Raw genomic sequence first — 24,543 nt, 5'->3', positions numbered from 1 at the left:
GTTGTTATTACCCGGCGGTGACGTTAGCGAATGAACAGTTTCTGGATCAGTTTCTGGATTGATTTGCCGTAGGGCGGATAGATCAGCTTCGCCGCGTTGAAGCGCTGTTTGACCAGCACGCTCTTGGCCTTGCTGAACGTCAGGAAGCCTTCATGCCCGTGGTAGTGGCCCATCCCCGACGGGCCGATGCCGCCGAATGGCAAGTCGTCCTGAGCCACATGCAGCAGGGTGTCGTTCAGGCACACACCGCCGGAATGGGTTTCATGGAGCACGCGGTTCTGTTCGCGTTTGTCGTAGCCGAAGTAGTAAAGCGCCAGAGGACGAGGCAGCTGATTGATGTAAGCGAATGCCTGATCCAGGTCCTGATACGGCACGATCGGCAGCAGCGGGCCGAATATTTCGTCCTGCATCACGGTCATTTCGTCGCTGACATTCAATAACAGGCTGTGGGGCATGCGCCGGCCCTGACCCTGGTCGAACAGCGGAATCAACAGCGCTCCCTTGCCGGTAGCGTCGCTGAGGTAGCTGTTCAGGCGCGCCAGTTGGCGTTCGTTGATGATGGCGGTGTAGTCCGGGTTGTCGGTCAGTGTCGGATAAAACCCGCACACCGCCTGACGATAGGCTTCAACGAAAGCGCCGACCCGCTCTTGCGGCACCAGCACGTAATCCGGGGCCACGCAGGTCTGGCCGGCGTTGAGGGTCTTGCCGAAAGCGATGCGTTCGGCGGCGTCCTTGAGCGGCACGTCGCGGGAGACGATGGCGGGCGACTTGCCGCCCAGCTCCAGAGTCACCGGCGTGAGGTTTTCCGCCGCCGCACGCATCACATGCTTGCCAATGCTGGTGGCGCCGGTGAATAGCAGGTGATCGAAGCGCAGTTTCGAGAAGGCCACGCCGACATCGGCCTCGCCGAGCACCACGCAGACGAGGTCTTCGGGGAAGATCCGCGCCAGTAATTGCTTGAGCAGCAGACCGGTGGCCGGGGTCGACTCGCTGAGCTTGAGCATCACACGGTTGCCGGCGGCGAGAGCGCCGGTCAACGGGCCCATGGCCAGGAATAACGGGTAGTTCCACGGCACGATGACGCCCACTACGCCCAGCGGCTGGTACACGACTTTGGCCGACGCAGGCTGGAACGCGACGCCGACCTTGCGCCGCGAAGGTTTCATCCACTGATTGATATGCCTGCTGGCGTAATGAATGCCGTGCAGGCTCGGCATCAGCTCGGCGAGCAGGGTTTCATCGGCGCTGCGATGGCTGAAGTCCGAGCTGATGGCCTCGACCAGTGCCTGCCGTTCGCTGCTCAGCAGATCGCGCAGGGCCTTGAGCCATTGCTGGCGCTGGGCGGCGGGCGGCATCGGATTGGCGGCGTAGGCGGCACGCTGCGCCTCGAACAACCGGTTGAGCTCCTCCAGCGGCTGTTGCAGCGTTTGCAGGTAGGCGATGTCGGCTGTCATTGTCGGCTCCGATTTTATTGTCGTGAGGAACTTTTTAGAGTCTATGCTCTATAAAGTCAAATGACTTCCTTGTGTTTTATCCAATTCCGGTTAGGCCGTAAGATGCCCCCCAACGCACTCTGAATTAAAGCTCAAGCCATGGCCCCACGGATCAAAACCAGCGAGCGCATCGTGCAGAACAGCCTCGAGCTGTTCAATCAGCAGGGCGAGCGCAGCATCAGCACCAACCACATCGCCGCCCACATGGAGATTTCTCCGGGCAATCTGTACTACCACTTCCCCAACAAGCAGGCGATCATCGCCGTGCTGTTCAGTGAGTACGAAAGCCTGGTGGACAGCTTCCTGCGCCCGCCCCAGGGCCGTGCCGCGACCGTCGAGGACAAGCGCTTCTACCTCAAGGAATTGCTGTCGGCGATGTGGCGCTACCGTTTCCTGCATCGCGATCTCGAACACCTGCTCGACAGCGACCCGGACCTGGCCGCGCGTTACCGGCGTTTTTCCCAGCGTTGCGTGATTCAGGGCGCGGCGATCTATGAAGGTTTCGTCGCTGCCGGCATCCTGAAGATGGACCGGGTGCAGATCGAATCCCTGACCCTCAACGCGTGGATCATCCTCACCTCTTGGGTGCGCTTCCTGTGCACGACCCGGGAGAACTCCAATCACCTCAGCGAGCAGGCCATCAAACGCGGCGTGTATCAGGTGCTGGTGCTGGAAGCGGGGTTTGTCACCGAGCAGGCCCGCGATGAGGTCAACGCACTGTTCGAAGAATTCTACGTACCGTTGGCCCAGGCCCTCGAAGAAAGGTCCTGACCCATCCGCTCACAGGAGTCGTTCGCCATGCCGATTGCACAACTGATCAGCCCGACCACGCTGGAGGCCCGCAAGGAGCAGCCGGGGCTGGTGATTCTCGATTGCCGTTTTGCCCTCGAAGACCCGGACTACGGCCAGCGCAGCTATGCCGAAGGGCACATTGCCGGAGCGAGTTTCGCGGATCTGGAGCGCGACCTCAGCGGCCCGGTGACCAAGGGCGTGACCGGGCGTCATCCGTTGCCGGAGCCGGCGACGCTGATCGAACGGTTGCAAGCATTCGGCATCAGCAACGACAGTGACGTGGTTCTGTATGACGACGGCCCAGGAGCCTACGCGGCGCGGGCTTGGTGGTTGCTGGCATGGCTGGGCAAGCGCGATGGCGTGTTCATTCTTGATGGGGGACTCAAGGCCTGGCACGCGGCCGGTCTGCCGCTGAGTCTCGATCCGCCGGCGACGGTCCGGGGCAACTTCAGCGGCCATCCGGACAAAACACTGCTGCTCGGCGCCGATCAATTGCTGCAGCGCCTCGGTCAGCCAGGCCTGACCCTGCTCGATGCCCGCGCCTTGCCGCGTTTCAAGGGCGAAGTGGAACCGATCGATCCAATAGCAGGGCACATTCCTGGCGCGCAATGCGCGGCGTTCACCGATAACCTGGGCAGTGATGGACGTTTCCTTCCGGCGGATCAGCTCAAGCAGCGCTTTGCCGCGAAACTCGGCGAGCGTTCGCCTGCGGATCTGGTGGCGTACTGCGGCTCGGGGGTGACGGCGTGCCATAACCTGTTCGCCCTTTGTCTGGCGGGTTATCCGTTGGGTACGTTGTATGCCGGGTCGTGGAGCGAGTGGATCAACGAGCCTTCTCGCGGTATTGCCACCGGCGAGTAAGCGCGTTCAGCGCTCCAGCCGCGCACTGCGATAGGCCGCTGGCCCCACGCCATAAACCTGTTTGAACTGCCGGCTCAGATGACTCTGGTCGGCAAACCCCAGTTGCGTGGCGACTTCCACCGGCAGGCAGCCGCTCTGCAACAGGCCCCGTGCGCGGGCGATCCGTTGCTGCATCAGCCAGGTGTGCGGCGGCATGCCGGTGGCGCGGCGGAATACCCGGGCGAAGTGGAAGGGCGACAGGTTCACCGCCGCTGCCAGCTCTTCTAGCGAGGGTGGGGCCGCCAGTTGTGCATGCAGCAACTCCTTGGCCATCACCACTGCGCGGTGCTCTTTTCCGGGTTTGCCGTTGATCCGCACTGCGGCATGGCGTTGCAGCAGCAACATCATCATTTCGCGCCACACCGTCTGCTGTTGCAGGGCGGTGGCGGGGCTTTCCAGCAAGCGGTGCAACTGGCTGAAGCCGTTGACCAGATCCGGATCGCGGTACAGCGTCGCGCCGAAGGCCGGCATCGGCGCGTTCGGCAACTCCAGTTCTTCAAGCAGCGAGACAATCTTGCCGGTGTCCGGATAGAAGGCCCGATACAACCAGCCGTCCTCGGTGCCTTTGTGACCGGTGTGCAACTCGTCCGGGTTGATCAGCACCAGCGTGCCGCTGCCGGCCAGGTGTTCGGCACCGCGATAACGGTAGCGCTGGGCGCCGGCCATGATCATGCCGATCACGTAGCCGTCGTGGACATGTGGGGCGAAACGATGCTCGATGTAGCGTGCCGAGAGCAGTTCGACACCGGCCAGCGGCGCGGTTTGCCAGAAACGGATCGATTCGCCCTGATCGTTCATGATGTCAGCCGCGCACCGTATCGGCCAGCCATTGGGGAATGCGCCGTTCCAGGTAATAGCCCGGCTGGCGGAACGAGCCGTCGACGAAACCGACATGCCCGCCCTTGTTCTGCAATTCGAATTGCGTCGAAGACGACAGTTCATTGGCCTGCGGCAGGCTGTGCGGGAACACGAACGGATCGTCTGCCGCCTGAATGATCAGGGTCGGCGTTCGGATTTCGCCGAGATAGTAGCGGCTCGAAGCGCGACGATAGTAATCCTCGGCATCGACAAAGCCATTCAATGGCGCAGTCACCCGGCCATCGAAATCCCAGAAGGTGCGCATGTTTTCCAGTGAACCGAGGGCGGCCAGTGCGGCGAGACCGTCCTCGCGGCCGTCATGCTGGAACTGGCGTTGCTTGTTCTTGATGTAGGCCACCATCTCGCGCATGAAGTGCGCTTGATAGACCTTCGAAAACCCTTTGCCGATGCGGTCGGCACACTGATCAAGACGAAACGGCACCGACACCGCCACCGCCCCGAGCACGCCGCTGGCGCTACCGGATTCCCCCAGATGCTTGAGCAACACGTTGCCCCCCAGCGAGTAGCCGACCGCGTACAGCGGAGCAAGAGGGCGTTTGGCCTTGAGGTGGCGGATGGTTTCGGCAAGGTCTTCGCTGGCGCCGGAGTGGTAGCTGCGCGGCAACAGGTTCGGTTCACCCGAGCAGCCGCGCCAGTTCAGGGCGACGCTGGCCCAGCCTTGGGCGGCGAGCGCTGCCTGGATGCCGGCGACGTAAGGCGAATTGGAAGACCCGGTCAGCCCGTGCAACACCAGCACGAGCGGTGCTTCGGCGCTGTGCGGGCCGTGCCAGTCGAGGTCGAGAAAATCGCCGTCTTCCAGCCACAGTCGTTCGCGCTGGCGATCAAGGTGCACGGTTTTGCGCCACAGCGGTCCCCACAGGGTTTGCAGGTGTGGATTGCCAAGGCCGAAGGCGGGGATGAACGGTTTTGACGAAAGGGACACGATGGCTCTCGATGCAGCGCAGCGAGCCTCGGCTGAAGCCCGCTGCTTTTTCAGGCCGGTCGGTTAACCGGCGATCACTGCCATACGTTGCCACAACGCGTAATACACCTGCCCGGATTTTTGCTCGCGGTGCAGGCGCCAGTTGCCTGGCAGACCGAGGGTCGATGGCGCGGTTTCGCTTTCAGTGTAGATCCACGCATCGTCGGCCAGCCATTGGCGTTCTTCCAGCAGGGTGCAGGCGGCGGGCAGCAGGTTCTGGTTGAACGGCGGGTCGAGGAACACCAGATCGAACGCGGTTGCAGGCTGGGTTTCCAGGTAGCGCAAGGCATCGGCGGTCTGCACCTGGCCGTTGGTGCAGCGCAGGGTGCCGAGGTGTTCTTTCAGGCTGGAGACCGCAACGTGGCTGGCATCCAGCGCCTGACCCATGGACGCGCCACGGGACAGCGCCTCCAGAAACAATGCGCCGCTGCCGGCGAACGGATCGAACACCTTGGCCCCGGCAACATACGGCGCGAGCCAGTTGAACAGGGTTTCACGCACGCGGTCCGGCGTCGGGCGCAGGCTCGGTACATCGGGGAAGCTCAGTTTGCGGCTGCGCCATTCGCCGCCGATGATGCGCAACTGGTTCACGCCGTTGTGCAGTTTTTGTGCAGGTTTCTTCGGACTTGCCATTAGTGCTCCGGAACCCCGAGCGGCTGCTCGGCGGGTTTGTCAGATGGGGCCGGTAACGGCTTTTGCGGCACGGTCGGGCCAGCGCTGACGATGACCATTTTGTCCGTGCTCAGGTGTTTGTTCAGGGCGTCGCGCACCTGCTCGACCGTCAGGCTCTGGGACTGACGCATGAAATCATCCAGATAACTCAGCGGCAGGTTGTAGAAGCCCATGGCGCCGAGTTGGCCGACGATATCGGCGTTGCTCGCGGTGGACAGCGGGAAACTGCCGGCCAGCTCGCGCTTGGCGTCATCCAGTTCTTTCTGGGTCGGACCGGTCTTCAGGTAGTCGGCGAGTACGTCCTGCACCAGTTTCAGAGTGCCTTCGCTCATTTCCGCGCGGGTCTGCAGGTTGATCATGAACGGACCGCGTGCCTGCATCGGGCTGAAGGCCGAGTACACGCCGTAGGCCAGGCCGCGTTTCTCGCGGACTTCGCTCATCAAACGCGTGCCGAAGCCACCGCCGCCGAGGATCTGGTTGCCCATCGACAGGGCGGCATAGTCCGGGTCGTCGCGGTCGATGCCCAGTTGCGCGAGCATCAGAGTGGTCTGCTTGGACGGGAACTCGATGTGACCCACGCTGGCTTTCGGCTCCTGCGGCTGGGCGATCTTCGCCAGTGCCGGGCCTTTCGGCAGGGCGGCAGAGACCTGACTGGCAATTGCCTCGGCTTCACTGCGGGACAAATCGCCCACCAGCGCAATGACCACGTTGCCGGCCGCATAGGCTTTGGCGTGGAATTCACGCAGTTGCGCCAGGGTGATTTTCGGCACGCTTTGCGCGCTGCCATCGCTGGAATGGGCGTAAGGATGATCACCGTACAGGCGCTTCATCAATTCCAGGCTGGCGAGCTTGCCGGGGTTCTGTTTCTGGTACTCGAAACCGGCGAGCATCTGGTTCTTGATGCGTGCAAGGGAATCGGCGGGGAAGGTCGGTTTGCCGATCACCTCCGAGAACAGCTTCAGCGCCGGTTCACGCTTGTCGGCGGCACTCAGGCTGCGCAACGAAACGATGGCCATGTCCTTGTAGGCGCCGTTGCCGAAGTCCGCGCCCAGGCCTTCGAACCCTTGGGCGATGGCGCCGACATCCTTGCCCGCCACGCCTTCGTTGAGCATGGCGTTGGTCAGCAGCGCCAGACCCGGTGCGTTGCCATCCTGGCTGCTGCCGGCGGAGAAGATCAGGCGCAGATCGAACATCGGCAGTTCACGAGCTTCGACGAACAAAACCTTGGCGCCTTCGGCGGTGCTCCAGGTCTGCACGTCGAGCTTGCGGCTGGCCGGGGCCTTGCCGTCGAGTTCGGCCAGTGATTGCAGCTTCTGACTGGATTTGGCGTTATCCAGGGCTTCGCTGGCCTTGCTGTTGTCGCTCGGCGCCAGATACAGCGCGGCGGAGCCGATCACTGCCACGGCGATCAGGCCGAGCAGCAGGCGTGGGGTTTTGCGCTCACTCATGAGTCGTCTCCAGTGGCAGGACGTGGGCGACGCTGAGACGTTCGCGGGTGAAATACTGTTTGGCGGCGTTCTGGATGTCTTGCGGGGTGACGCTTTCCAGATCGGCCAGCTCGGTGTCCATCAGCTTCCACGACAGACCTACGGTCTCCAGTTGGCCGATGGCGGTGGCCTGGCTGGTGATCGAATCGCGTTCGAAAACCAGACCGGCGATGACTTGCGCCCGCACCCGCTCCAGTTCTTCGGCAGACGGAGCGGTAGTTTTCAGCTGATCCAACAGCTTCCACAGGCCGGCTTCAGCCTGGGCCATGGTCTTTTTCTTCTGGGTGTTCGGCGTGGCCGACAGGGTGAACAGACTGTCGCCGCGGGTGTAGGCGTCGTAGCTCGAGGAACCGCCGGACACCAGCTCTTCACCGCGCTCCAGTTGCGTCGGGATACGCCCGCTGTAGCCGCCGTCCAGCAGGGCCGAAATCAGACGCAAGGCGTTGATCGACCGTTTGTCTTTGGCGGTGGCCAGGCTCGGCACGTTGAAACCGAGCATCAGGCTGGGCAGTTGGGTCTGCACGTGCAGCGTGATCTGGCGCTCGCCAGGTTCGGCCAGTTCCAGCGGTTTTTTCGATGGAGGCACGTCACGTTTCGGGATCGGACCGAAGTAGCGCTGGGCGAGGGTTTTCACTTCGTCCGGGGTCACGTCGCCGACCACCACCAGCGTGGCGTTGTTCGGCACATACCAGGACTGATACCAGTGGCGCAGCTCTTCGACTTTCATCCGGTCCAGGTCAGCCATCCAGCCGATGGTTGGCGTGTGATAACCGCTGGCCGGGTAGGCCATGGCCTTGTAGCGCTCGTAGGCCTTGGACATCGGCTTGTCGTCGGTGCGCAGGCGGCGCTCTTCCTTGATGACTTCGATTTCCTTGGCGAACTCGTCGGCCGGCAAGCGCAGGTTGGCCATGCGGTCGGCTTCCAGTTCGAAGGCGACGCCCAGGCGGTCGCGGGCCAGCACCTGGTAGTAGGCAGTGAAGTCATCGCTGGTGAAGGCGTTCTCTTCGGCGCCGAGGTCGCGCAGGATCAGCGAGGCTTCACCGGGGCCGACTTTCTCGCTGCCCTTGAACATCATGTGCTCCAGGGCATGGGACAGACCGGTCTGGCCCGGAGTTTCGTAGCTGGAACCAACCTTGTACCAGACCTGAGACACCACCACCGGCGCGCGATGGTCTTCGCGCACGACGACTTTCAGACCGTTGTCGAGGGTGAATTCGTGGGTCGGTTGCGGGTCGGCCGCCAGGGCCGAAAGGGGCAGGCAGACTGTGCTGAGCAGCAGGCCTGCAGCGCGGCGGGCTAGAGCATTCATTCGTTTTTAAACCTGTTCGGCTGCCCGCTTGGTCTTAGCCTAGGCGGGCGAGAGGTAGGGCGTGTCATCGATCATTACCAGTACCGCGCCGGGCCTGATAGTGTGCAGGGCAAGGCGCGAGGAGTGCGGTTTGGTTGTTCCAAATAAGCTCCGAGCAACGCAGCCCTGCACACTATCAGGCCCGGCCCTCCGGGTGGTGCCTGAAAACGGGCCATACTGCGTTGCAGTCCTTGGGAAGGAAAGCACATTCCCTGCGGCCTGCGCCTTGTCTGGCCCGTTTTCAGGCGGCCACGCGGTACTGGTAATGATCGATGACACGCCCTAGGATACTGATCCGTTTTACTGGCGGCCACGCCTATCAGGCCACTGATCGGTCTATAGGTTGTACGGGTTACCGGCAGAAGCTTTGAGTTTGTCAGCTAAACTCTGCGTTTTCGCCGACAATGCCGTTCCAGTCCTTCGTATTTAAAGACCTTTGAGGTGCTTTTGGCGCCTCGACAAAATGTTGCGCGTGAACAAGCTGGGTGAAACACAGTCTGTTCTGCATCGAATATTTATTTGCCGGGGCGCCCCTGTGGCGCTTCGCTACCGTGAGATAGCCGTCCTCCATGTTTGGTTCCAACGACGACAAGAAGACCCCAGCTGCGGCTGGCGAGAAGAAAGGCCTGTTCGGATGGCTGCGTAAAAAACCGCAGGAACCCGTCGTCGAACAGCCGACTGTCATTCCTGAGCCGGCCCCGGTGCCCGCGCCTGTAATAGAAGAAGCGCCCGCCCCGGTTGTGCTCCCGATTGCCGAGCCGGTGTTGCAACCCGTGGCCGAGGCCGAGCCTGAAGTGCCGGCTGCCGCCGAACTGCCGCTGACCCCGGCTGCCCAGCCATGGCTGACCTTGCCGGTGGCGGAAGAGCCGGTGGCGTTGGTCGAAGAGGCTGCACCGCACATCACACCGCCGATCCCGGCACCGGTCGACCCCGCTCCTGTCATGCCGGAGCCCGTGGTTGCCACCCCGATTGTCGCCGAGCCTGCACCTGCACCTGCACCTGCACCTGCACCTGCACCCGTCGCCGCTGCGCCTGTCGCGGTCGTTGAAACGCCGGTCGAGGCCCCGCGCACCGAAGAAACCAAGGCCGGCTTCTTCGCCCGCCTCAAGCAAGGCCTGTCCAAGACCAGCGCCAGCATCGGCGAGGGCATGGCCAGCCTGTTCCTCGGCAAGAAAGCCATCGATGACGATCTGCTCGACGACCTCGAAACCCGTCTGCTGACCGCCGACGTTGGCGTCGAGGCCACATCGGTGATCATCCAGCGCCTGACCCAGAAGGTCGCACGTAAAGAACTGGCCGATTCCGACGCACTGTACAAATCCCTGCAGGCCGAGCTGGCCGCGATGCTCAAACCGGTCGAGCAGCCGCTGAAGATCGTTTCGCAGAACAAGCCGTTCGTGATCCTGGTGGTCGGCGTCAACGGCGCCGGCAAGACCACCACCATCGGCAAACTGGCGAAGAAACTGCAGCTGGAAGGCAAGAAAGTCATGCTCGCCGCTGGTGACACCTTCCGCGCTGCGGCTGTCGAGCAATTGCAGGTCTGGGGCGAGCGCAACAAAATTCCGGTGATCGCCCAGCACACCGGTGCCGATTCGGCTTCGGTGATCTTCGACGCCGTGCAGGCCGCCAAGGCCCGTGGCATCGATGTGCTGATCGCCGACACCGCCGGTCGCCTGCACACCAAAGACAACCTGATGGAAGAACTGAAGAAGGTTCGCCGGGTAATCGGCAAGCTCGACGCCGATGCACCGCACGAAGTGCTGCTGGTGCTCGACGCCGGTACTGGCCAGAACGCCATCAACCAGGCCAAGCAATTCAACCAGACGGTCGAACTGACCGGGCTGGCGCTGACCAAGCTCGACGGCACCGCCAAAGGCGGGGTGATTTTCGCCCTGGCCAAGCAATTCGGCCTGCCGATCCGCTACATCGGCGTCGGTGAAGGCATCGACGATCTGCGTACCTTTGAAGCCGAACCCTTTGTCCAGGCACTGTTTGCCGAGCGGGAGCGTTCATGATTCGTTTCGAACAGGTCGGTAAGCGCTACCCGAACGGTCACGTCGGCTTGCATGAGCTGAGCTTTCGAGTCCGTCGCGGCGAATTCCTGTTTGTCACCGGCCATTCCGGTGCCGGTAAATCCACGTTGCTGCGTCTGCTGCTGGCGATGGAGCGTCCGACCAGCGGCAAACTGCTGCTGGCCGGGCAGGACCTGAGCACCATCAGCAATGCGCAGATTCCGTTCCTGCGCCGGCAGATCGGCGTGGTGTTCCAGAATCACCAATTGCTGTTCGATCGCACGGTGTTCAACAACGTTGCATTGCCGTTGCAGATCCTCGGATTGTCCAAGCCTGAAATCGCCAAGCGCGTGGACTCGGCGCTGGAGCGCGTGGCGCTGTCGGACAAGGCCGATCTATATCCCGGCGACCTGTCCACCGGTCAGCAACAGCGTGTCGGCATTGCCCGCGCCATCGTTCACCGCCCGGCCCTGCTGCTGGCGGACGAACCGACCGGTAACCTTGACCCGCGTCTGGCGGCCGAAATCATGGGCGTGTTCGAAGACATCAATCGCCTGGGCACCAGCGTGCTGATCGCCAGTCACGACCTGGCGCTGATCGCACGCATGCGTCATCGCATGCTGACCCTGCAACGCGGCCGATTGATCGGCGATGGGGAGGCCGGTGTATGAGTGCTACACGCAGTCCGAAGGTTTCCGAGCGCGTGGCCCCGAAGGCTGCCGATCCGCAGCCGCCCAAAAAGAAAAAACACGACGAGGACGATGGTCCGGATTTCGCCACGCTGCTCCACGCCTGGATCGAAAGCCATCGCGCCAGCTGGATCGACAGCCTGCGCCGCCTCGGCAAGCAGCCGATCGGCAGCTTTTTCACCTGTATGGTGATGGCGGTCGCGCTGAGCCTGCCGATGGGCCTGTCATTGTTGCTGAACAATGTCGAACGTCTGGGTGGTTCGTGGCAGCGGGCGGCGCAGATTTCGCTTTATCTGGAGCTGGAAGCCAGTCCGGCTCAGGGCGAAGCGTTGCGTGACCAGATCAAGGGCATGCCGGGCGTGGCTGATGCTGAATATGTCGGTCGTGAGCAGGCGCTGGAAGAGTTCCAGCAGCAGTCCGGGTTGGGCGAAGCCCTGCGCGAGCTGCCGGAAAACCCACTGCCGGGCGTGGTGCTGGTGACGCCGAACGAGGTCGACAAGCCGACCCTGGAAGCATTAAGACAAAAACTTTCCGAGCTGCCCAAGGTACAACAGGCGCAACTTGATCTAGTCTGGGTCGAGCGCCTGGCGGCCATCCTCAAGCTCGGCGACCGCTTTGTCTTCGGTCTGACGGTGTTGCTGGTTTCCGCATTACTTTTGGTGATAGGCAATACCATTCGTCTTCATATTGAAAACCGCCGCACAGAGATAGAAGTGATTAAACTCGTCGGCGGCACCGACAGCTATGTGCGCCGTCCCTTCCTTTATATGGGTGCGTTGTATGGCTTCGGTGCGGGGCTGTTGTCCTGGGGTGTGCTGGCGTTCGGCCTGAACTGGCTGAACGACGCGGTGGTCGGGCTGGCCGGCTTGTACGGCAGTGATTTCGCACTGGCCGGAGTGCCAGTTGCCGACGGTCTGTCGCTCTTGCTTGGCGCGGTGCTGTTGGGTTATATCGGTGCATGGATTGCAGTCGCACGTCATCTCAGGGAGCTGGCGCCGAAGTAGAATCTTTTTTGCGCGTGATTGACCTTGCGGTTTTTTGGGAACTTGTACCTGAGTTCCCGGTCAATTTTTCGCAGTGCCGAAAGGCGCGAGTATGTAAGTCGGAGGTTTTTTCGTATGACCAATTCTTTGCAACCTGCGTATGCATTGGTTCCGGGCGCAAACCTGGAAGCCTATGTGCACACCGTCAACAGCATTCCATTGCTGACGCCGGAGCAGGAGCGTGAACTGGCCGAGAGTCTCTACTATGAGCAGGATCTTGAGGCGGCTCGGCAGATGGTGCTCGCCCACCTGCGGTTTGTCGTACACATTGCCCGCAGTTATTCCGGCTACGGTCTGGCTCAGGCCGACCTGATCCAGGAAGGCAACGTCGGCCTGATGAAGGCCGTCAAGCGTTTCAATCCGGAAATGGGCGTGCGTCTGGTGTCGTTCGCGGTGCACTGGATCAAGGCCGAGATTCACGAGTTCATCCTGCGCAACTGGCGGATCGTGAAAGTCGCGACCACCAAGGCCCAGCGCAAGTTGTTCTTCAATCTGCGCAGCCAGAAGAAACGTCTGGCCTGGCTGAACAACGAGGAAGTCCACCGTGTGGCGGAGAGCCTCGGTGTCGAGCCGCGCGAAGTGCGTGAGATGGAAAGCCGCCTGACCGGTCATGACATGGCCTTCGACCCGGCTGCCGAAGCCGACGACGACAGTGCTTTCCAGTCGCCGGCCAACTACCTGGAAGACCACCGGTACGACCCGGCGCGTCAACTGGAAGATGCCGACTGGAGCGACAACTCCAATCACAACCTGCACGAAGCGCTGGAAGTGCTGGACGAACGCAGTCGCGACATCCTCTACCAGCGCTGGCTGGCAGAAGAGAAGGCCACGCTGCACGACCTGGCGCAGAAGTACAATGTGTCGGCCGAGCGGATCCGTCAGCTCGAAAAGAGCGCGATGAACAAGCTCAAGTTGTCGATTGCCGCTTAAGCGATGTATCAGAAACAAAAAAAACGCCCCGATCAGTGATGATCGGGGCGTTTTTGTGTGTGCTTCAGAAGCTCATTGGGCCCAGGGTGCCCGGCGCGAATCACCGAGGGTCAGCAGATAACTGTCGCCACCCAGCTGGCTCATCTGCTGGCGAATCCATCCGGCCCGGCGCGAAACATAGGAAGTCGGGTGGCTGGCGCTCCAGACCCGGGGGTTGGGAAGCACGGCGGCCAGGTAACTCGCCTGCTGCCGGGACAATGATTTGGCGGCTACACCAAAATGATGCCTTGCCGCCGCTTCGGCACCAAACACGCCGTCATCCCACTCGACGCTGTTCAGGTACACCTCGAGAATCCGCTGCTTGGGCCAGAACACTTCGATCAGCGCAGTAAACCAGGCCTCAAGACCCTTGCGCAGATAGCTGCGACCCGACCACAAGAAGAGGTTTTTCGACACTTGCTGGCTCAAGGTGCTGGCGCCGCGAATCGAGCCGCCGAGTTCGTTGTGGGCCAGTGCGGCCTTGATGGCGCTCAGGTCAAAACCCCAGTGCTCGGGGAATTTCTGGTCCTCGCCGGCAATGACCGCGACCTTCAGGTCATCGGAAATCTCGTCCCACGGTTTCCAGGTGCGCTGCAGATCGATCGGCTCACCGTCGACCCAGGATTCGATCTTGCGCTCGACCATCAACGCCGTTCCCGGCGGTGGCACGAAGCGAAATACCAGCACCAGCAATACGCTGCCGCCCGCAAACCAGAGCAGGGCCTTCGTGAAACGACGGAGAAATGAACGCAGCATAGAGATGGCTTGGCCGAACCGGTTGAGCGGGCCATTATACAGACCCTGCCGATCGAGTCTGACTGGAGTTCTACATGCTGCGTAGCTTTCTGATGCTGGCTGCCTTCTTTGGTTTCACCGGTGTCGGCCTCGGCGCATTCGCCGCCCATGGCCTGAAAAACCGCCTGACTCCCGAGTATCTCGCGATTTTCCATACCGGCGTCACCTATCAGCTGGTGCACGCGCTGGCGCTGTTCGGCGTGGCATTGCTGGCCACGCAGCTTCAGGGGCGTCTGGTGGCCTGGGCGGGCATCTCGTTCACCGTCGGTATCCTGCTGTTTTCCGGCAGTCTGTATCTCCTGACCACCGTCGGCATCGGCAAGCTTGGCATTATCACCCCGTTCGGCGGCTTGGCATTCCTGATCGGCTGGCTGTGCCTCGGACTCGCCGCCTGGCGCCTGCAACCAACCGCTTGACGCCTGGTGCTGACCTTTAGGTCATGATCGGGCTAGAATGCCACCCCCTAAAAAGTGATGGCGGCGTTGCGTATGCGCATTCAGTTGAACGGTGAATCCTTTGAACTGCCCGACGGTGAAACCGTTGCGGCCCTGCTGACCCGTCTGGACCTGACCGGACGCCGCGTCGCGGTCGAGCTCAATCTGGATATCGTCCCGCGCAGCCAGCATGCCGACACCACGCTCAATGACGGCGACAACGTCGAAGTGGTGCACGCCATCGGCGGCGGTTAACCGTCCGGCCTGCCTGGGCCGAGCATTCTGCAAGACCCTCACCCCAACAGAGGATTTCCCATGAGCATCGTTCGTAGCGACAAGCCTTTCGTCCTGGCCGGTCGTACTTACCAGTCGCGTTTGCTGGTCGGTACCGGCAAGTACCGTGACATGGAAGAAACCCGCCTGGCCATCGAAGCCTCGGGTGCCGAGATCGTCACCTTCGCGGTGCGCCGCACCAACCTGGGCCAGATCGAAGGCGAGCCGAACCTGCTCGACGTACTGTCGCCGGAACGCTACACCTTTCTGCCGAACACCGCCGGTTGCTACGACGCGGTGGAAGCCGTGCGCACCTGCCGCCTGGCCCGTGAGCTGCTCGATGGCCACAACCTGGTGAAGCTGGAAGTGCTGGCCGACCAGAAAACCCTGTTCCCCAACGTGATCGAAACCCTCAAGGCCGCCGAAGTGCTGGTCAAGGAAGGCTTCGACGTGATGGTTTACACCAGTGATGACCCGATCATCGCCCGGCAGCTGGCGGAAATCGGCTGCATCGCGGTGATGCCGCTGGCCGGTCTGATCGGTTCGGGCCTGGGGATCTGCAACCCGTACAACCTGCAGATCATCCTTGAAGAAGCAAAAATCCCTGTGCTGGTGGATGCCGGTGTCGGCACCGCTTCCGACGCCACCATCTCCATGGAACTGGGCTGTGACGCGGTGCTGATGAACTCGGCCATCGCCCACGCCCAGCAGCCGGTCATGATGGCCGAAGCCATGAAACACGCGATCGTCGCGGGCCGTCTGGCCTACCTCGCCGGCCGCATGCCGAAAAAACTCTATGCCAGCGCCTCTTCGCCGCTGGATGGTCTGATCAAGTAAGAGCTATTGATGACTGAATCGAACGACACGCCAATCCAGACGGAAGAAGGCGACGAGCGCCAACACCGCCGCATCAAGAGTTTCGTGATGCGCGCCGGGCGCATGACCGAAGGCCAGCAGCGCGGCCTGGATCAGGGCGCGCCGAAGTTCGTCCTGCCGCTGGCCGATGCGCCGGTGGATTATGACCAGGTGTTCGGTCGTTCCGCGCCGCGTTCGCTGGAGATCGGTTTCGGCATGGGCCACTCGCTGCTGGAAATGGCCGCCGCTGCACCGGAACAGGATTTCATCGGTGTCGAAGTTCACCGTCCGGGTGTCGGCGCGCTGCTAAATGGCGTGCTGACGCAGGGCCTGACCAACCTGCGGGTCTACGATTGCGACGCGATCGAGGTGCTCAACCGCTGCATCGCCGACAACAGCCTCGATCGGCTGATGCTGTTCTTCCCGGACCCGTGGCACAAGAGCCGTCACCATAAGCGCCGTATCGTTCAGGCGTCCTTTGCCGAGCTGGTGCGCAGCAAGCTGAAGGTTGGCGGCATTCTGCACATGGCTACCGACTGGGAACCCTACGCCGAATACATGCTGGAAGTGATGAATGTAGCCCCGGGCTACCGCAACCTCGCCGAAGACGGCAAGTGCGTACCCCGCCCGGCCGAACGCCCGATCACCAAGTTCGAACGCCGTGGCGAACGTCTTGGGCATGGCGTTTGGGATCTGAAGTTCGAAAAGCTCGCTTAAGCCATACGCAGAACCCAATGTGGGAGCGAGCCTGCTCGCGATGACGGTCTGACAATCAACGATGATGTTGAATGTTGAATCGCCTTCGCGAGCAGGCTCGCTCCCACAGTTGTTTTGTATGTGCTGAAAATCAGCGGCGATCCGCGACCACGCCGATCAACACCAGCACCACCAACAAAACCGGCGCCAGGCTGTAGTTGTTGAACTGGCTCAGCCCCTTCACCACCCACGGCGTGGCGTAGATCAGCGCCGCGCCGCTGCCGATCATGCACAGCAGGGCCATCAGCGGCACGCGCAGGGCGCCGGCGATGCTGCCCAGGCGTTGTTCGACCCAGCCTTTGAAGTCGGCGCCGAACAGCACCAGCAGGCAGCCCACCAGGGCCAGGGCGATTTCCGAGAGGTTGCTGCGGCTCCAGCGGGAGACAGTGGCGAGCAGGTCGAGTATCAAATCCATGCGGTTTCCCCGGGAGCCATTCAGCTCAGAAATTTCTGCAGCAAATCGTTGAGAAAGAGTTGTCCGCGCTCGGTGGCCGCCAGACGTGACGGTTCGACCTGCATCAGGCCGCTTTGTTCGGCTTCGTGCCTTTGTTCGTCGAGGCTTTCCAGTGGCAGACCGGTGCGCTCGGGATACAGGCGTGATTCGACGCCGGCGGTCAGGCGCAGGGCGTTCATCAGGAACTCGAACGGCATCTCGTCGTTGGTCAGGGCTTTCTCGCCGGCCTGGAAGCTTTTGGCCGGGTTGAGGTAGTCCTTCGGCAAGCGCGTCTTCCAGGTGCGCACGATGCGCCCGTCCGGATGGCTGAGCTTGCCGTGGGCGCCGGCACCGATGCCGATGAAGTCGCCGAAACTCCAGTAGTTGAGGTTATGCCGCGCCGGGCGACCCGGTTGCGCATAGGCCGAGACTTCGTACTGCGCGTAACCGTGTTCGGCCAACAGCGCCTGTCCGGCCTCCTGAATGTCCCACAGCGTGTCGTCTTCCGGCAGCACCGGCGGCTGGTTCCAGAACACGGTGTTCGGTTCCAGCGTCAGCTGATACCAGGAGATGTGCGTCGGCTTCAGCTCGATCGCCTGGCGCAGATCGCTCAGGGCGTCGTCCAGCGACTGGTCCGGCAGGCCGTGCATCAGGTCGAGGTTGAAGTTATCGAACCCGGCCTGGCGCGCCATGCCTGCCGCCCGCACGGCCTCATCGCCGTTGTGGATGCGACCGAGGGCCTTGAGCTTTTCCTGCTGGAAGCTCTGGATACCGATCGACAGGCGATTGATCCCCAGCTTGCGGTAGGCGACGAACTTCTCTTGCTCGAAGGTCCCGGGGTTGGCTTCCAGGGTGATTTCGATGTCATCGGCAAACGGGATGCGTTGTTTGACGCCTTCCAGCAAGCGACCGAGTGCTTCGGCACTGAATAGGCTCGGCGTACCGCCGCCAAAGAAGATCGAACTCAACTCGCGGCCGTACACCGCGTGCAGATCCTGATCGAGGTCGGCAAGCAACGCGTCGACGTATTCCTGTTCCGGCAGCACCGGGCTGGCAGTGTGGGAGTTGAAGTCGCAATACGGGCATTTGCGCACACACCACGGGATGTGGATGTACAGCGCCAGGGGCGGCAGTGTCGGCAACGGCGCCCGAGGCGAGGCGGCGGCGCCACCGACGATCAGTGGCGACGCAGAAGAGTTGCGGGTCATTTCAAGCCCAGACGCTGGCGCAGCAGATCCATTGCACGGGCGCGGTGGCTGATCCGGTTCTTGTCGCTCGGGCTCAGTTCGGCGCTGGACACGTTACGCTCCGGCACCCAGAACAGCGGGTCGTAGCCGAAACCATGCTCACCGCTGGCGGCGGTCAGGATGCGCCCGTGCCACAGGCCTTCGCACAGGATCGGCAGCGGATCGTCGGCATGACGCACCAGCGCCAGCACGCAGACGAACTGCGCGCCGCGCTCGGCTTCAGGCACATCCTTCAAGGCGTCGAGCAGCTTGGCGTTGTTCGCCGCATCGCCCTTGCCATCGGCGTAGCGCGCCGAGTAGATGCCCGGCGCACCGCCGAGGAAATCCACCGCCAGGCCCGAATCATCGGCCAGCGCCGGCAGCCCGGAGATGCGCGCGGCATTGCGGGCCTTGAGGATGGCGTTCTCGACGAACGACAGGCCGGTTTCTTCCGGCTCCACGCTGCTGAACTCGCCAATCGAGCGCAATTGCACCGATTCGCCGAGCATGGCCTGGAGTTCCTTGAGTTTGCCGGCGTTATGGCTGGCCAGTACGAGTTGCTTGAGGTTCATCATTCGCCGGGGAAGAGTTCCTGGTTGAAATTGATGGTGTTGATCTTGTCGCCGGTTTGCACCTTGATTTCAAAGGTGCGGGTTTCCTGCTGTTCCACCGGGTACTGGGCGATGTAATAGATCGCACCCTGTTCGGTCACCTGGCGGAAATTCAGGGTCACGGTCTGGCTGGTCAGGTCCTTGACCGTGCCGGTGACGTTGGCAATCAACGGCTTGCCATCCTTGATCACCGAAACGTTGATCACCCCCTGGTTCTTGCTGCGGATCAGCTCAGCAGCCTTGGCGATGTCCGGTTGCAGGTAGGTCGAGTTGAAAGTGTTGTAGTGCACCGTCACGTCGCCGAAGGTTTCCTGGCGCTCGCTCTTGATGGCATCGGCTGCCACGGCCGACAGGCTCAGGCAGGCGGCCAGCAGTGCGGTAATCAGGCGTCCCATGTTCGTTCTCCTCGCAATGTCGTGGTTCAGACCGCGATTTTGTGATCCTGCAGCCCCGGGCTGCTGACGCGGTAGATACCGATCTCACCTAACAGATTAGGCCATAGCTTACTGGCCCACCCGTGGCGGTGCTGTTGATCCACGGCAAGCCGATCAATGACCTTCGCCTCACGTTCGCGACAAAGTTCTTCAAAGTCTTCGAAGGTACAGAAGTGAATGTTCGGCGTGTTGTACCAGGTGTACGGCAGGAACTCGGACACCGGCATCCGGCCCTTGCTCGCCAGATACCAGCGGCAGCGCCAGTGGCCGAAGTTGGGAAACGTGATGATGCATTGACGGCCGACGCGCAGCATTTCGTCGAGGATCTTGTCCGGGTAGTGCACAGCCTGCAGGGCCTGGGTCATCACCACGATGTCGAAGCTGTTGCTGGCGAAGTTGCCCAGGCCCTTGTCCAGGTCCTGCTCGATGACGTTGATGCCCTTGGCCACGCACTCGGCAATGTTGTCCGGGTCGTTTTCCAGGCCATAGCCGGTGACTTGCTTGTTGTCGCGCAGCCAGGTCAGCAGTTCGCCGTCACCGCAACCGAGGTCGAGCACGCGACTGCCGGCGGGGATCCATTCCTGGATGATTTCCAGATCAGCTCTCATGGCTTGTTCACACCGTAATTCGGTTCATGTAATTGCCGAACGCCTGCAAATAGCGCGGGATCGGAATCAGGAAGGCGTCGTGGCCCTGAGGCGCGTCGATTTCCAGGTAGCTGACGTCCTTGCGCGCGGCCATCAGCGCATCCACCAGTTCCCGCGAGCGGGCCGGGGAGAAGCGCCAGTCGGTGGTGAACGACATCACGCAGAATTTCGCTTTGGCGCCTTCGAAGGTTTTCGCCAGGTTATCGTCGAAGTTGGCCGCCGGATCGAAGTAGTCCAGTGCCTTGGTCATCAACAGATAGGTGTTGGCGTCGAAGCGCCCGGAGAACTCTTCGCCCTGGTAGCGCAGGTAGCTTTCGACCTGGAACTCGACGCTGTGGAAGTCGTAGTTGAGCTTTTCGCTCTTGAGGCCACGGCCGAATTTCTCGCCCATGGAGTCGTCGGACAGGTAGGTGATGTGCCCGACCATCCGCGCCAGCATCAGGCCGCGCTTGGGGATCACGCCCTGTTCCTGGAACGAGCCGCCATGGAATTCCGGGTCGGTGAGGATCGCCTGACGCGCCACTTCGTTGAAGGCGATGTTCTGCGCCGACAACTTGGGGGCCGAGGCGATGGCCAGGCAGTGGCGAACGCGGTCCGGATACGTGATGGTCCATTGCAGCGCCTGCATGCCGCCGAGGCTGCCACCGATCACGGCCGCCCACTGGCCGATGCCAAGCCGATCGGCGAGGCGCGCCTGGCTGTGCACCCAGTCTTCTACCGTCAGCACCGGAAAGTCTGCGCCGAACGGCTTGCCGGTGTCCGGGTTGACGCTGCTCGGACCGGTGGAGCCGTTGCAGCCACCGAGGTTGTTCAGGCTGACCACGAAGAACTTGTTGGTGTCGACCGGTTTGCCGGGGCCGATGCAGCTGTCCCACCAACCGGGCTTGCGGTCGTCGACGCTGTGATAGCCGGCGGCATGGTGGTGGCCGGACAAGGCGTGGCAGATCAACACGGCGTTGCTCGCTTGCGCATTGAGCGTGCCATAGGTTTCGTAGATCAGGTCATAAGCGGCCAGCGAACGGCCGCAGGCCAGGGCCAGCGGTTCGCTGAAGTGCGCCGTTTGCGGCGTCACCAGACCAACAGAATCGGGGGGAAAGGCAGCTGGCATCGACCCTGCTCTCGTTGAAATGAGGCGTAAGTCTAAAGACCGGTGGGGTTAGCGGCAAGCAACGAACGGGCCTGACGGGATCGCACGTGATCGAAGTGCGGCCATTCGCGAGCAGGCTCGCTCCCACAGGGGATTGCATTCCAAATGTGGGAGCGAGCCTGCTCGCGATTGGAGCGACACGGTTCAGCAGGCTGGACGCAGCAATCCCGGCAAATCCGGCAGCTTCTTCGGCGAGCAAATGCGCACACGTTTCTGCCGGTTCAACTCGCCACTGAGCAAGCTGACCTGGCTCCTGGAAACCCCGAAAGCCTTGGCCAGAAACCCCATCAGGTACGCATTGGCCTTGCCCTCGACCGGCGGTGCGGTCAGACGGATTTTCAGGCGGTCGCCGTGCAGCCCGGCGAAGTCATCGCTGCGGGCTGCCGGTTGCAGGTGACATTCGAGAATCAGGTCGTCACCGTCCCAACGGAACCAGCTCACATCAACAGGCGCAGGATTTCCGGCATCATCGTCATCGCCGCGAGGTTATTGATCACCAGCATGTCGATCAGCTTCAGCGCGAGGAAGGCGAAGATCGGCGACAGGTCCAGGCCGCCCATGCTCGGCAGGAGGCGGCGGAACGGCGCGAGGGCCGGTTCGCAGATCTGATTGACCAGCTCGGCGCCCGGGTTGTGGCTGCCCGGGGCGACCCAGGACAGGATCACGCTGATGATCAGGGCGAAGAAGAAAATCTTCAGGAACAGCGCGGTCACGCCGATGATCGACCAGATGAACAGTTGCAGCAGATTGCCGGTGGTGCCGTAGGTCAGCAGCAGGGTCAGGGCCATCAGCGCCAGTTGCACGAGGATCGCCAGTACCAGTGACGACATGTCCAGGCCGAACAGGCTCGGGATGATCCGGCGCAGCGGCTTGAGCAGCGGCTGGGTGGCCTTGACCACGAACTGGCACAGCGGGTTGTAGAAGTTCGCCCGCACCAGTTGCAGGACGAAGCGCAGCAGCACGATCAGCAGGTACAGGCTGCCGAGGGTTTGCAGCACGTAGACCGCTGCGGTGTTCAATCCGATCATGTAAGGCTCCTTATTTGCCCAGTTGTTCGGCCATCTCGGCCGAGCGGTGCGCGGCGGCGCCGAGTGCTTTTTCCACCAGGGCTTCGAAGCCGCCGGCCTGGAACGATTTGATCGCCGCTTCCGTGGTGCCCGCCGGCGAGGTTACGCGGCGGCGCAGTTCGGCGGCGTCGACATCGCTGGAAACGGCCATGTGTGCCGCGCCCAGCGCGGTTTGCAAGGTCAGTTGCTCGGCGGTTTCCTTCGGCAGGCCGAGTTTGACGCCCGCAGCGGTCATGGCTTCGATCAGCAGGAAGAAGTACGCCGGGCCGGAACCGGAGACGGCGGTGACCGCGTCCAGTTGCTGCTCTTCGTTCAGCCACAGGGCGATACCCACGGCGGACAGCAGCTCTTCAGCCTGCCGGCGCTGTTCGGCGCTGACTTCGCCGGTGGCGTACAGGCCGCTCACGCCCTGACGCAGCAACGCCGGGGTGTTGGGCATGCAGCGCACGATCGGCTGTTCGCCGAGCCATGCGGTCATGCTGGCGCAAGTGATGCCGGCGGCGATGGACACCACCAGTTGATTCGGTTTCAGGCTTGGGCGGATCGCTTCGCACACGGCTTTCATGGCCTGCGGCTTGACCGCCAGTACCACCACGTCGGCGCCGTCGATGGCCTGGGCGTTGTCGGCAAAGGTTTCGATGCCGTGCTCGGTGCTGACCCGGTTGCGGGTTTCTTCGCCCGGATCGCTGGCGCGGATGTGTGCGGCTTCCAGACCCTTGGCCCGCAGGCCGCCGATCAGGCTGGCGGCCATGTTGCCGGCACCGATAAAGGCAATACGTGTGTTGCTCATGTCAGGTCCTTATCTGGAAATCATCAGGATTGGGCGTAGTCGCGAGCGCCAAACAGGGCCGTACCGATACGGACCCACGTGGCGCCCTGGGCAATGGCCGACTCGAGGTCGTGGCTCATGCCCATGGAAAGTGTGTCGAGCGGCAGGTCAAGGTCGGCCTGCAATTTCCGGACGGCGGCGAAGGCGGCGTCTTGCGCGGCACGATCGTCGGTCGGCTCGGGAATCGCCATCAGCCCGCGCAGCTTCAGACGCGGCAGGGCGCTGATGGCCTGGGCCAGGGCCGGCAGGTCGGCCGGGGTGCAGCCGGATTTGCTGGCTTCACCACTGACGTTGACCTGAATGCAGACATTCAGTGGCGGCAGGTCCGCCGGGCGTTGTTCGGACAGGCGTTGGGCGATTTTCAGGCGATCCACGGAGTGCACCCAGGCGAAATGCTCGGCAATCGAGCGGGTCTTGTTCGACTGAATGGGGCCGATGAAGTGCCAGATCAAGGGCAGGTCGGCCAGTTCGAGCTGTTTGCCCAGGGCTTCCTGCAGGTAATTCTCGCCAAAGTCGCGCAGGCCGGCGGCATACGCTTCGCGCAGGGCCTCGGCGGGTTTGGTCTTGCTCACGGCCAGCAGCCGGACGCTGTTTTCGCTGCGATTGGCAGCCTGGGTCGCCGCCTGGATGCGCGAACGAACGTGGAGAATGTTGTCTGCTATCGTGGACATCAAGAGGCGCCAGCGGTCTGAAGGTTCGCGGCATTCTACTGGAATTGAGGGACGCTATGGATATCACTGAACTGCTGGCCTTCAGCGCCAAACAGGGCGCTTCCGACCTGCACCTGTCGGCCGGTCTGCCGCCGATGATCCGTGTGGATGGCGATGTGCGGCGGATCAATTTGCCGGCGCTGGATCACAAACAGGTGCACGAGCTGATTTACGACATCATGAACGACACCCAGCGGGTCGAGTTCGAGAAACACCTGGAAACCGACTTTTCCTTCGAAGTGCCGGGCGTGGCGCGGTTTCGGGTCAACGCCTTCAACCAGAATCGTGGCGCCGGCGCGGTGTTCCGTACCATTCCGTCGAAAGTGCTGAGCATGGAAGACCTCGCCATGGGCGATGTCTTTCGAAAGATCACCGATTCGCCGCGTGGGCTGGTGCTGGTGACCGGACCGACGGGTTCCGGCAAGTCCACCACCCTGGCGGCGATGATCGATTACCTCAACACCCACCGTCACCACCACATCCTGACCATCGAAGACCCCATCGAATTCGTTCACGAATCGCGCAAATGTCTGATCAATCAGCGTGAAGTCCACCGCGATACCCGCAGTTTCGCCACGGCCCTGCGTTCGGCGCTGCGTGAAGACCCGGACGTGATCCTGGTGGGCGAGATGCGCGACCTGGAAACCATCCGGCTGGCGCTGACCGCTGCGGAAACCGGGCATCTGGTGTTCGGCACGCTGCACACCACCTCGGCGGCCAAGACCATCGACCGGGTGGTGGACGTGTTCCCGGGTGACGAGAAGTCCATGGTGCGCTCGATGCTGTCCGAGTCATTGCTGGCCGTGGTCTCGCAGACACTGATCAAGAAGATCGGCGGCGGCCGGGTGGCGGCGCACGAGATCATGCTGGGAACGTCGGCGATCCGTAACCTGATCCGTGAGGACAAAGTGGCGCAGATGTATTCGGCGATTCAGACCGGCGGGTCGCTGGGGATGCAGACACTCGACATGTGCCTGAAGGATCTGGTGACCAAGGGCTTGATCAGTCGTGAACATGCGCGGGAGAAGGCGCGGACGCCGGATAACTTCTAGTCAAAAAAACGCAGCCCGGGGGCTGCGTT

The 24,543-nt window shown here is 62.1% G+C and carries 28 protein-coding genes; 11 read left to right on the top strand and 17 right to left on the bottom strand.

The window, feature by feature from the left end; translation table 11 throughout:
- Positions 1–23: 23 nt before the first annotated feature.
- Positions 24–1,454 (bottom strand): coniferyl aldehyde dehydrogenase, encoded by a 1,431-nt coding sequence (locus ACK6BI_RS01925; RefSeq protein WP_409315793.1) that lies wholly within the window; start codon positions 1,452–1,454, stop codon positions 24–26.
- Between the two features lie 138 nt (positions 1,455–1,592).
- Between ACK6BI_RS01925 and ACK6BI_RS01920 the strand changes: the two genes are divergently transcribed.
- Both ACK6BI_RS01920 and ACK6BI_RS01915 read left to right on the top strand, forming a co-directional pair.
- On the top strand, positions 1,593–2,264 hold the full coding sequence (locus tag ACK6BI_RS01920) for a TetR/AcrR family transcriptional regulator (RefSeq protein WP_065258928.1): 672 nt from the start codon (positions 1,593–1,595) through the stop codon (positions 2,262–2,264).
- A gap of 27 nt (positions 2,265–2,291) precedes the next feature.
- Positions 2,292–3,146, top strand: coding sequence for a sulfurtransferase (locus ACK6BI_RS01915; RefSeq protein ID WP_409315792.1), 855 nt, complete (start codon positions 2,292–2,294; stop codon positions 3,144–3,146).
- A 6-nt stretch (positions 3,147–3,152) separates the two neighbouring features.
- On the opposite strand, the gene ACK6BI_RS01910 is transcribed toward ACK6BI_RS01915, so the two are convergent.
- From ACK6BI_RS01910 to ACK6BI_RS01890, 5 genes are all read right to left on the bottom strand, one after another.
- On the bottom strand, positions 3,153–3,983 hold the full coding sequence (locus ACK6BI_RS01910) for an AraC family ligand binding domain-containing protein (protein WP_409315791.1): 831 nt from the start codon (positions 3,981–3,983) through the stop codon (positions 3,153–3,155).
- A 4-nt stretch (positions 3,984–3,987) separates the two neighbouring features.
- Positions 3,988–4,986 (bottom strand): hydrolase, encoded by a 999-nt coding sequence (locus ACK6BI_RS01905; protein WP_409315790.1) that lies wholly within the window; start codon positions 4,984–4,986, stop codon positions 3,988–3,990.
- Between the two features lie 63 nt (positions 4,987–5,049).
- Positions 5,050–5,658 (bottom strand): 16S rRNA (guanine(966)-N(2))-methyltransferase RsmD, encoded by a 609-nt coding sequence (gene rsmD / locus ACK6BI_RS01900; RefSeq protein WP_409315789.1) that lies wholly within the window; start codon positions 5,656–5,658, stop codon positions 5,050–5,052.
- A complete protein-coding gene (locus tag ACK6BI_RS01895; RefSeq protein ID WP_409315788.1) occupies positions 5,658–7,145 on the bottom strand; it encodes a M16 family metallopeptidase in 1,488 nt (495 codons plus the stop codon). The genes rsmD and ACK6BI_RS01895 overlap by 1 nt, the downstream gene beginning before the upstream one ends.
- Positions 7,138–8,493 carry a M16 family metallopeptidase gene (locus tag ACK6BI_RS01890; RefSeq protein WP_409315787.1) on the bottom strand — a complete coding sequence of 452 codons (1,356 nt, stop codon included), beginning with the start codon at positions 8,491–8,493 and terminating at the stop codon, positions 7,138–7,140. The genes ACK6BI_RS01895 and ACK6BI_RS01890 overlap by 8 nt, the downstream gene beginning before the upstream one ends.
- A 608-nt stretch (positions 8,494–9,101) precedes the next feature.
- On the opposite strand from ACK6BI_RS01890, the gene ftsY reads away from it, so the two are divergent.
- The 4 genes from ftsY (at position 9,102) to rpoH (ending at position 13,206) form a co-directional block, all read left to right on the top strand.
- A complete protein-coding gene (gene ftsY, locus ACK6BI_RS01885; protein ID WP_409315786.1) occupies positions 9,102–10,547 on the top strand; it encodes a signal recognition particle-docking protein FtsY in 1,446 nt (481 codons plus the stop codon).
- Complete coding sequence (ftsE, locus tag ACK6BI_RS01880; protein ID WP_065258937.1) at positions 10,544–11,215, top strand: cell division ATP-binding protein FtsE; 672 nt, start codon at positions 10,544–10,546, stop codon at positions 11,213–11,215. Before ftsY ends, ftsE begins: the two co-directional genes overlap by 4 nt.
- Positions 11,212–12,237, top strand: a complete 1,026-nt coding sequence (gene ftsX, locus ACK6BI_RS01875; protein WP_065258938.1) for a permease-like cell division protein FtsX — start codon at positions 11,212–11,214, stop codon at positions 12,235–12,237. The genes ftsE and ftsX overlap by 4 nt, the downstream gene beginning before the upstream one ends.
- Positions 12,238–12,351: 114 nt before the next feature.
- Positions 12,352–13,206 (top strand): RNA polymerase sigma factor RpoH, encoded by an 855-nt coding sequence (gene rpoH / locus ACK6BI_RS01870; RefSeq protein ID WP_065258939.1) that lies wholly within the window; start codon positions 12,352–12,354, stop codon positions 13,204–13,206.
- Positions 13,207–13,278: 72 nt separating this feature from the next.
- Here rpoH and mtgA read toward each other — a convergent pair whose 3' ends face one another.
- Positions 13,279–14,001, bottom strand: coding sequence for a monofunctional biosynthetic peptidoglycan transglycosylase (gene mtgA / locus ACK6BI_RS01865; protein ID WP_260521379.1), 723 nt, complete (start codon positions 13,999–14,001; stop codon positions 13,279–13,281).
- Positions 14,002–14,075: 74 nt separating this feature from the next.
- On the opposite strand from mtgA, the gene ACK6BI_RS01860 reads away from it, so the two are divergent.
- The 4 genes from ACK6BI_RS01860 (at position 14,076) to trmB (ending at position 16,319) form a co-directional block, all read left to right on the top strand.
- The gene (locus ACK6BI_RS01860; protein WP_248739929.1) at positions 14,076–14,456 is read left to right on the top strand and encodes a DUF423 domain-containing protein; all 381 of its coding nucleotides are present in this window, start codon (positions 14,076–14,078) and stop codon (positions 14,454–14,456) included.
- 72 nt (positions 14,457–14,528) lie between these two features.
- The gene (thiS, locus tag ACK6BI_RS01855) at positions 14,529–14,729 is read left to right on the top strand and encodes a sulfur carrier protein ThiS (protein WP_007953386.1); all 201 of its coding nucleotides are present in this window, start codon (positions 14,529–14,531) and stop codon (positions 14,727–14,729) included.
- A 60-nt stretch (positions 14,730–14,789) separates the two neighbouring features.
- Entirely contained in the window at positions 14,790–15,584 is a 795-nt protein-coding gene (locus ACK6BI_RS01850; RefSeq protein WP_409315785.1) for a thiazole synthase, read from the top strand.
- 9 nt (positions 15,585–15,593) lie between these two features.
- On the top strand, positions 15,594–16,319 hold the full coding sequence (gene trmB / locus ACK6BI_RS01845; protein WP_085646976.1) for a tRNA (guanosine(46)-N7)-methyltransferase TrmB: 726 nt from the start codon (positions 15,594–15,596) through the stop codon (positions 16,317–16,319).
- Positions 16,320–16,449: 130 nt separating this feature from the next.
- Here the strand turns inward: trmB and ACK6BI_RS01840 are convergent, their stop codons facing one another.
- From ACK6BI_RS01840 to ACK6BI_RS01795, 10 genes are all read right to left on the bottom strand, one after another.
- Positions 16,450–16,773 (bottom strand): DUF3392 domain-containing protein, encoded by a 324-nt coding sequence (locus ACK6BI_RS01840; RefSeq protein WP_011336381.1) that lies wholly within the window; start codon positions 16,771–16,773, stop codon positions 16,450–16,452.
- Positions 16,774–16,793: 20 nt separating this feature from the next.
- Positions 16,794–17,999: a radical SAM family heme chaperone HemW gene (gene hemW / locus ACK6BI_RS01835; RefSeq protein WP_409315784.1), complete on the bottom strand. Its 1,206-nt coding sequence runs from the start codon at positions 17,997–17,999 to the stop codon at positions 16,794–16,796.
- The gene (rdgB, locus tag ACK6BI_RS01830) at positions 17,996–18,592 is read right to left on the bottom strand and encodes an RdgB/HAM1 family non-canonical purine NTP pyrophosphatase (RefSeq protein WP_409315783.1); all 597 of its coding nucleotides are present in this window, start codon (positions 18,590–18,592) and stop codon (positions 17,996–17,998) included. The genes hemW and rdgB overlap by 4 nt, the downstream gene beginning before the upstream one ends.
- Positions 18,589–19,023, bottom strand: coding sequence for a DUF4426 domain-containing protein (locus ACK6BI_RS01825; protein ID WP_065258945.1), 435 nt, complete (start codon positions 19,021–19,023; stop codon positions 18,589–18,591). The genes rdgB and ACK6BI_RS01825 overlap by 4 nt, the downstream gene beginning before the upstream one ends.
- A 26-nt stretch (positions 19,024–19,049) precedes the next feature.
- Entirely contained in the window at positions 19,050–19,670 is a 621-nt protein-coding gene (gene metW, locus ACK6BI_RS01820; protein ID WP_262170554.1) for a methionine biosynthesis protein MetW, read from the bottom strand.
- 7 nt (positions 19,671–19,677) lie between these two features.
- Positions 19,678–20,817 (bottom strand): homoserine O-acetyltransferase, encoded by a 1,140-nt coding sequence (locus ACK6BI_RS01815; RefSeq protein ID WP_409315782.1) that lies wholly within the window; start codon positions 20,815–20,817, stop codon positions 19,678–19,680.
- A 183-nt stretch (positions 20,818–21,000) separates the two neighbouring features.
- Positions 21,001–21,297: a DUF167 domain-containing protein gene (locus ACK6BI_RS01810; protein ID WP_409315781.1), complete on the bottom strand. Its 297-nt coding sequence runs from the start codon at positions 21,295–21,297 to the stop codon at positions 21,001–21,003.
- Complete coding sequence (locus tag ACK6BI_RS01805; RefSeq protein ID WP_409315780.1) at positions 21,294–21,884, bottom strand: YggT family protein; 591 nt, start codon at positions 21,882–21,884, stop codon at positions 21,294–21,296. Before ACK6BI_RS01805 ends, ACK6BI_RS01810 begins: the two co-directional genes overlap by 4 nt.
- Positions 21,885–21,894: 10 nt before the next feature.
- Positions 21,895–22,713: a pyrroline-5-carboxylate reductase gene (gene proC / locus ACK6BI_RS01800; protein WP_409315779.1), complete on the bottom strand. Its 819-nt coding sequence runs from the start codon at positions 22,711–22,713 to the stop codon at positions 21,895–21,897.
- A gap of 23 nt (positions 22,714–22,736) precedes the next feature.
- Positions 22,737–23,423 (bottom strand): YggS family pyridoxal phosphate-dependent enzyme, encoded by a 687-nt coding sequence (locus tag ACK6BI_RS01795; protein ID WP_409315778.1) that lies wholly within the window; start codon positions 23,421–23,423, stop codon positions 22,737–22,739.
- A 56-nt stretch (positions 23,424–23,479) separates the two neighbouring features.
- On the opposite strand from ACK6BI_RS01795, the gene ACK6BI_RS01790 reads away from it, so the two are divergent.
- Complete coding sequence (locus ACK6BI_RS01790) at positions 23,480–24,514, top strand: type IV pilus twitching motility protein PilT (RefSeq protein WP_260521371.1); 1,035 nt, start codon at positions 23,480–23,482, stop codon at positions 24,512–24,514.
- The last annotated feature ends 29 nt before the right edge of the window (positions 24,515–24,543 follow it).

This window comes from Pseudomonas sp. KCJK9016, assembly GCF_046231795.1.
Taxonomy (GTDB): domain Bacteria; phylum Pseudomonadota; class Gammaproteobacteria; order Pseudomonadales; family Pseudomonadaceae; genus Aquipseudomonas; species Aquipseudomonas bananamidigenes.
The sequence above is the reverse complement of the archived record's forward strand: the minus strand, read 5'-3'. Positions and strand labels throughout refer to the sequence as shown.

Bases quoted from the DNA above. Each gene is read 5' to 3' on its own strand.
- rpoH (WP_065258939.1), top strand. From the start codon at position 12,352: ATGACCAATTCTTTGCAACCTGCGTATGCATTGGTTCCGGGCGCAAAC.
- ACK6BI_RS01920 (WP_065258928.1), top strand. From the start codon at position 1,593: ATGGCCCCACGGATCAAAACCAGCGAGCGCATCGTGCAGAACAGCCTC.
- ACK6BI_RS01890 (WP_409315787.1), bottom strand. From the start codon at position 8,493: ATGAATGCTCTAGCCCGCCGCGCTGCAGGCCTGCTGCTCAGCACAGTC.
- ftsX (WP_065258938.1), top strand. From the start codon at position 11,212: ATGAGTGCTACACGCAGTCCGAAGGTTTCCGAGCGCGTGGCCCCGAAG.
- rdgB (WP_409315783.1), bottom strand. From the start codon at position 18,592: ATGATGAACCTCAAGCAACTCGTACTGGCCAGCCATAACGCCGGCAAA.
- ftsY (WP_409315786.1), top strand. From the start codon at position 9,102: ATGTTTGGTTCCAACGACGACAAGAAGACCCCAGCTGCGGCTGGCGAG.
- thiS (WP_007953386.1), top strand. From the start codon at position 14,529: ATGCGCATTCAGTTGAACGGTGAATCCTTTGAACTGCCCGACGGTGAA.
- trmB (WP_085646976.1), top strand. From the start codon at position 15,594: ATGACTGAATCGAACGACACGCCAATCCAGACGGAAGAAGGCGACGAG.
- proC (WP_409315779.1), bottom strand. From the start codon at position 22,713: ATGAGCAACACACGTATTGCCTTTATCGGTGCCGGCAACATGGCCGCC.
- ACK6BI_RS01815 (WP_409315782.1), bottom strand. From the start codon at position 20,817: ATGCCAGCTGCCTTTCCCCCCGATTCTGTTGGTCTGGTGACGCCGCAA.
- ACK6BI_RS01790 (WP_260521371.1), top strand. From the start codon at position 23,480: ATGGATATCACTGAACTGCTGGCCTTCAGCGCCAAACAGGGCGCTTCC.
- ftsE (WP_065258937.1), top strand. From the start codon at position 10,544: ATGATTCGTTTCGAACAGGTCGGTAAGCGCTACCCGAACGGTCACGTC.
- ACK6BI_RS01805 (WP_409315780.1), bottom strand. From the start codon at position 21,884: ATGATCGGATTGAACACCGCAGCGGTCTACGTGCTGCAAACCCTCGGC.
- ACK6BI_RS01850 (WP_409315785.1), top strand. From the start codon at position 14,790: ATGAGCATCGTTCGTAGCGACAAGCCTTTCGTCCTGGCCGGTCGTACT.
- hemW (WP_409315784.1), bottom strand. From the start codon at position 17,999: ATGACCCGCAACTCTTCTGCGTCGCCACTGATCGTCGGTGGCGCCGCC.
- mtgA (WP_260521379.1), bottom strand. From the start codon at position 14,001: ATGCTGCGTTCATTTCTCCGTCGTTTCACGAAGGCCCTGCTCTGGTTT.
- ACK6BI_RS01895 (WP_409315788.1), bottom strand. From the start codon at position 7,145: ATGAGTGAGCGCAAAACCCCACGCCTGCTGCTCGGCCTGATCGCCGTG.
- ACK6BI_RS01925 (WP_409315793.1), bottom strand. From the start codon at position 1,454: ATGACAGCCGACATCGCCTACCTGCAAACGCTGCAACAGCCGCTGGAG.
- ACK6BI_RS01915 (WP_409315792.1), top strand. From the start codon at position 2,292: ATGCCGATTGCACAACTGATCAGCCCGACCACGCTGGAGGCCCGCAAG.
- metW (WP_262170554.1), bottom strand. From the start codon at position 19,670: ATGAGAGCTGATCTGGAAATCATCCAGGAATGGATCCCCGCCGGCAGT.
- ACK6BI_RS01860 (WP_248739929.1), top strand. From the start codon at position 14,076: ATGCTGCGTAGCTTTCTGATGCTGGCTGCCTTCTTTGGTTTCACCGGT.
- ACK6BI_RS01825 (WP_065258945.1), bottom strand. From the start codon at position 19,023: ATGGGACGCCTGATTACCGCACTGCTGGCCGCCTGCCTGAGCCTGTCG.
- ACK6BI_RS01840 (WP_011336381.1), bottom strand. From the start codon at position 16,773: ATGGATTTGATACTCGACCTGCTCGCCACTGTCTCCCGCTGGAGCCGC.
- rsmD (WP_409315789.1), bottom strand. From the start codon at position 5,658: ATGGCAAGTCCGAAGAAACCTGCACAAAAACTGCACAACGGCGTGAAC.
- ACK6BI_RS01910 (WP_409315791.1), bottom strand. From the start codon at position 3,983: ATGAACGATCAGGGCGAATCGATCCGTTTCTGGCAAACCGCGCCGCTG.
- ACK6BI_RS01795 (WP_409315778.1), bottom strand. From the start codon at position 23,423: ATGTCCACGATAGCAGACAACATTCTCCACGTTCGTTCGCGCATCCAG.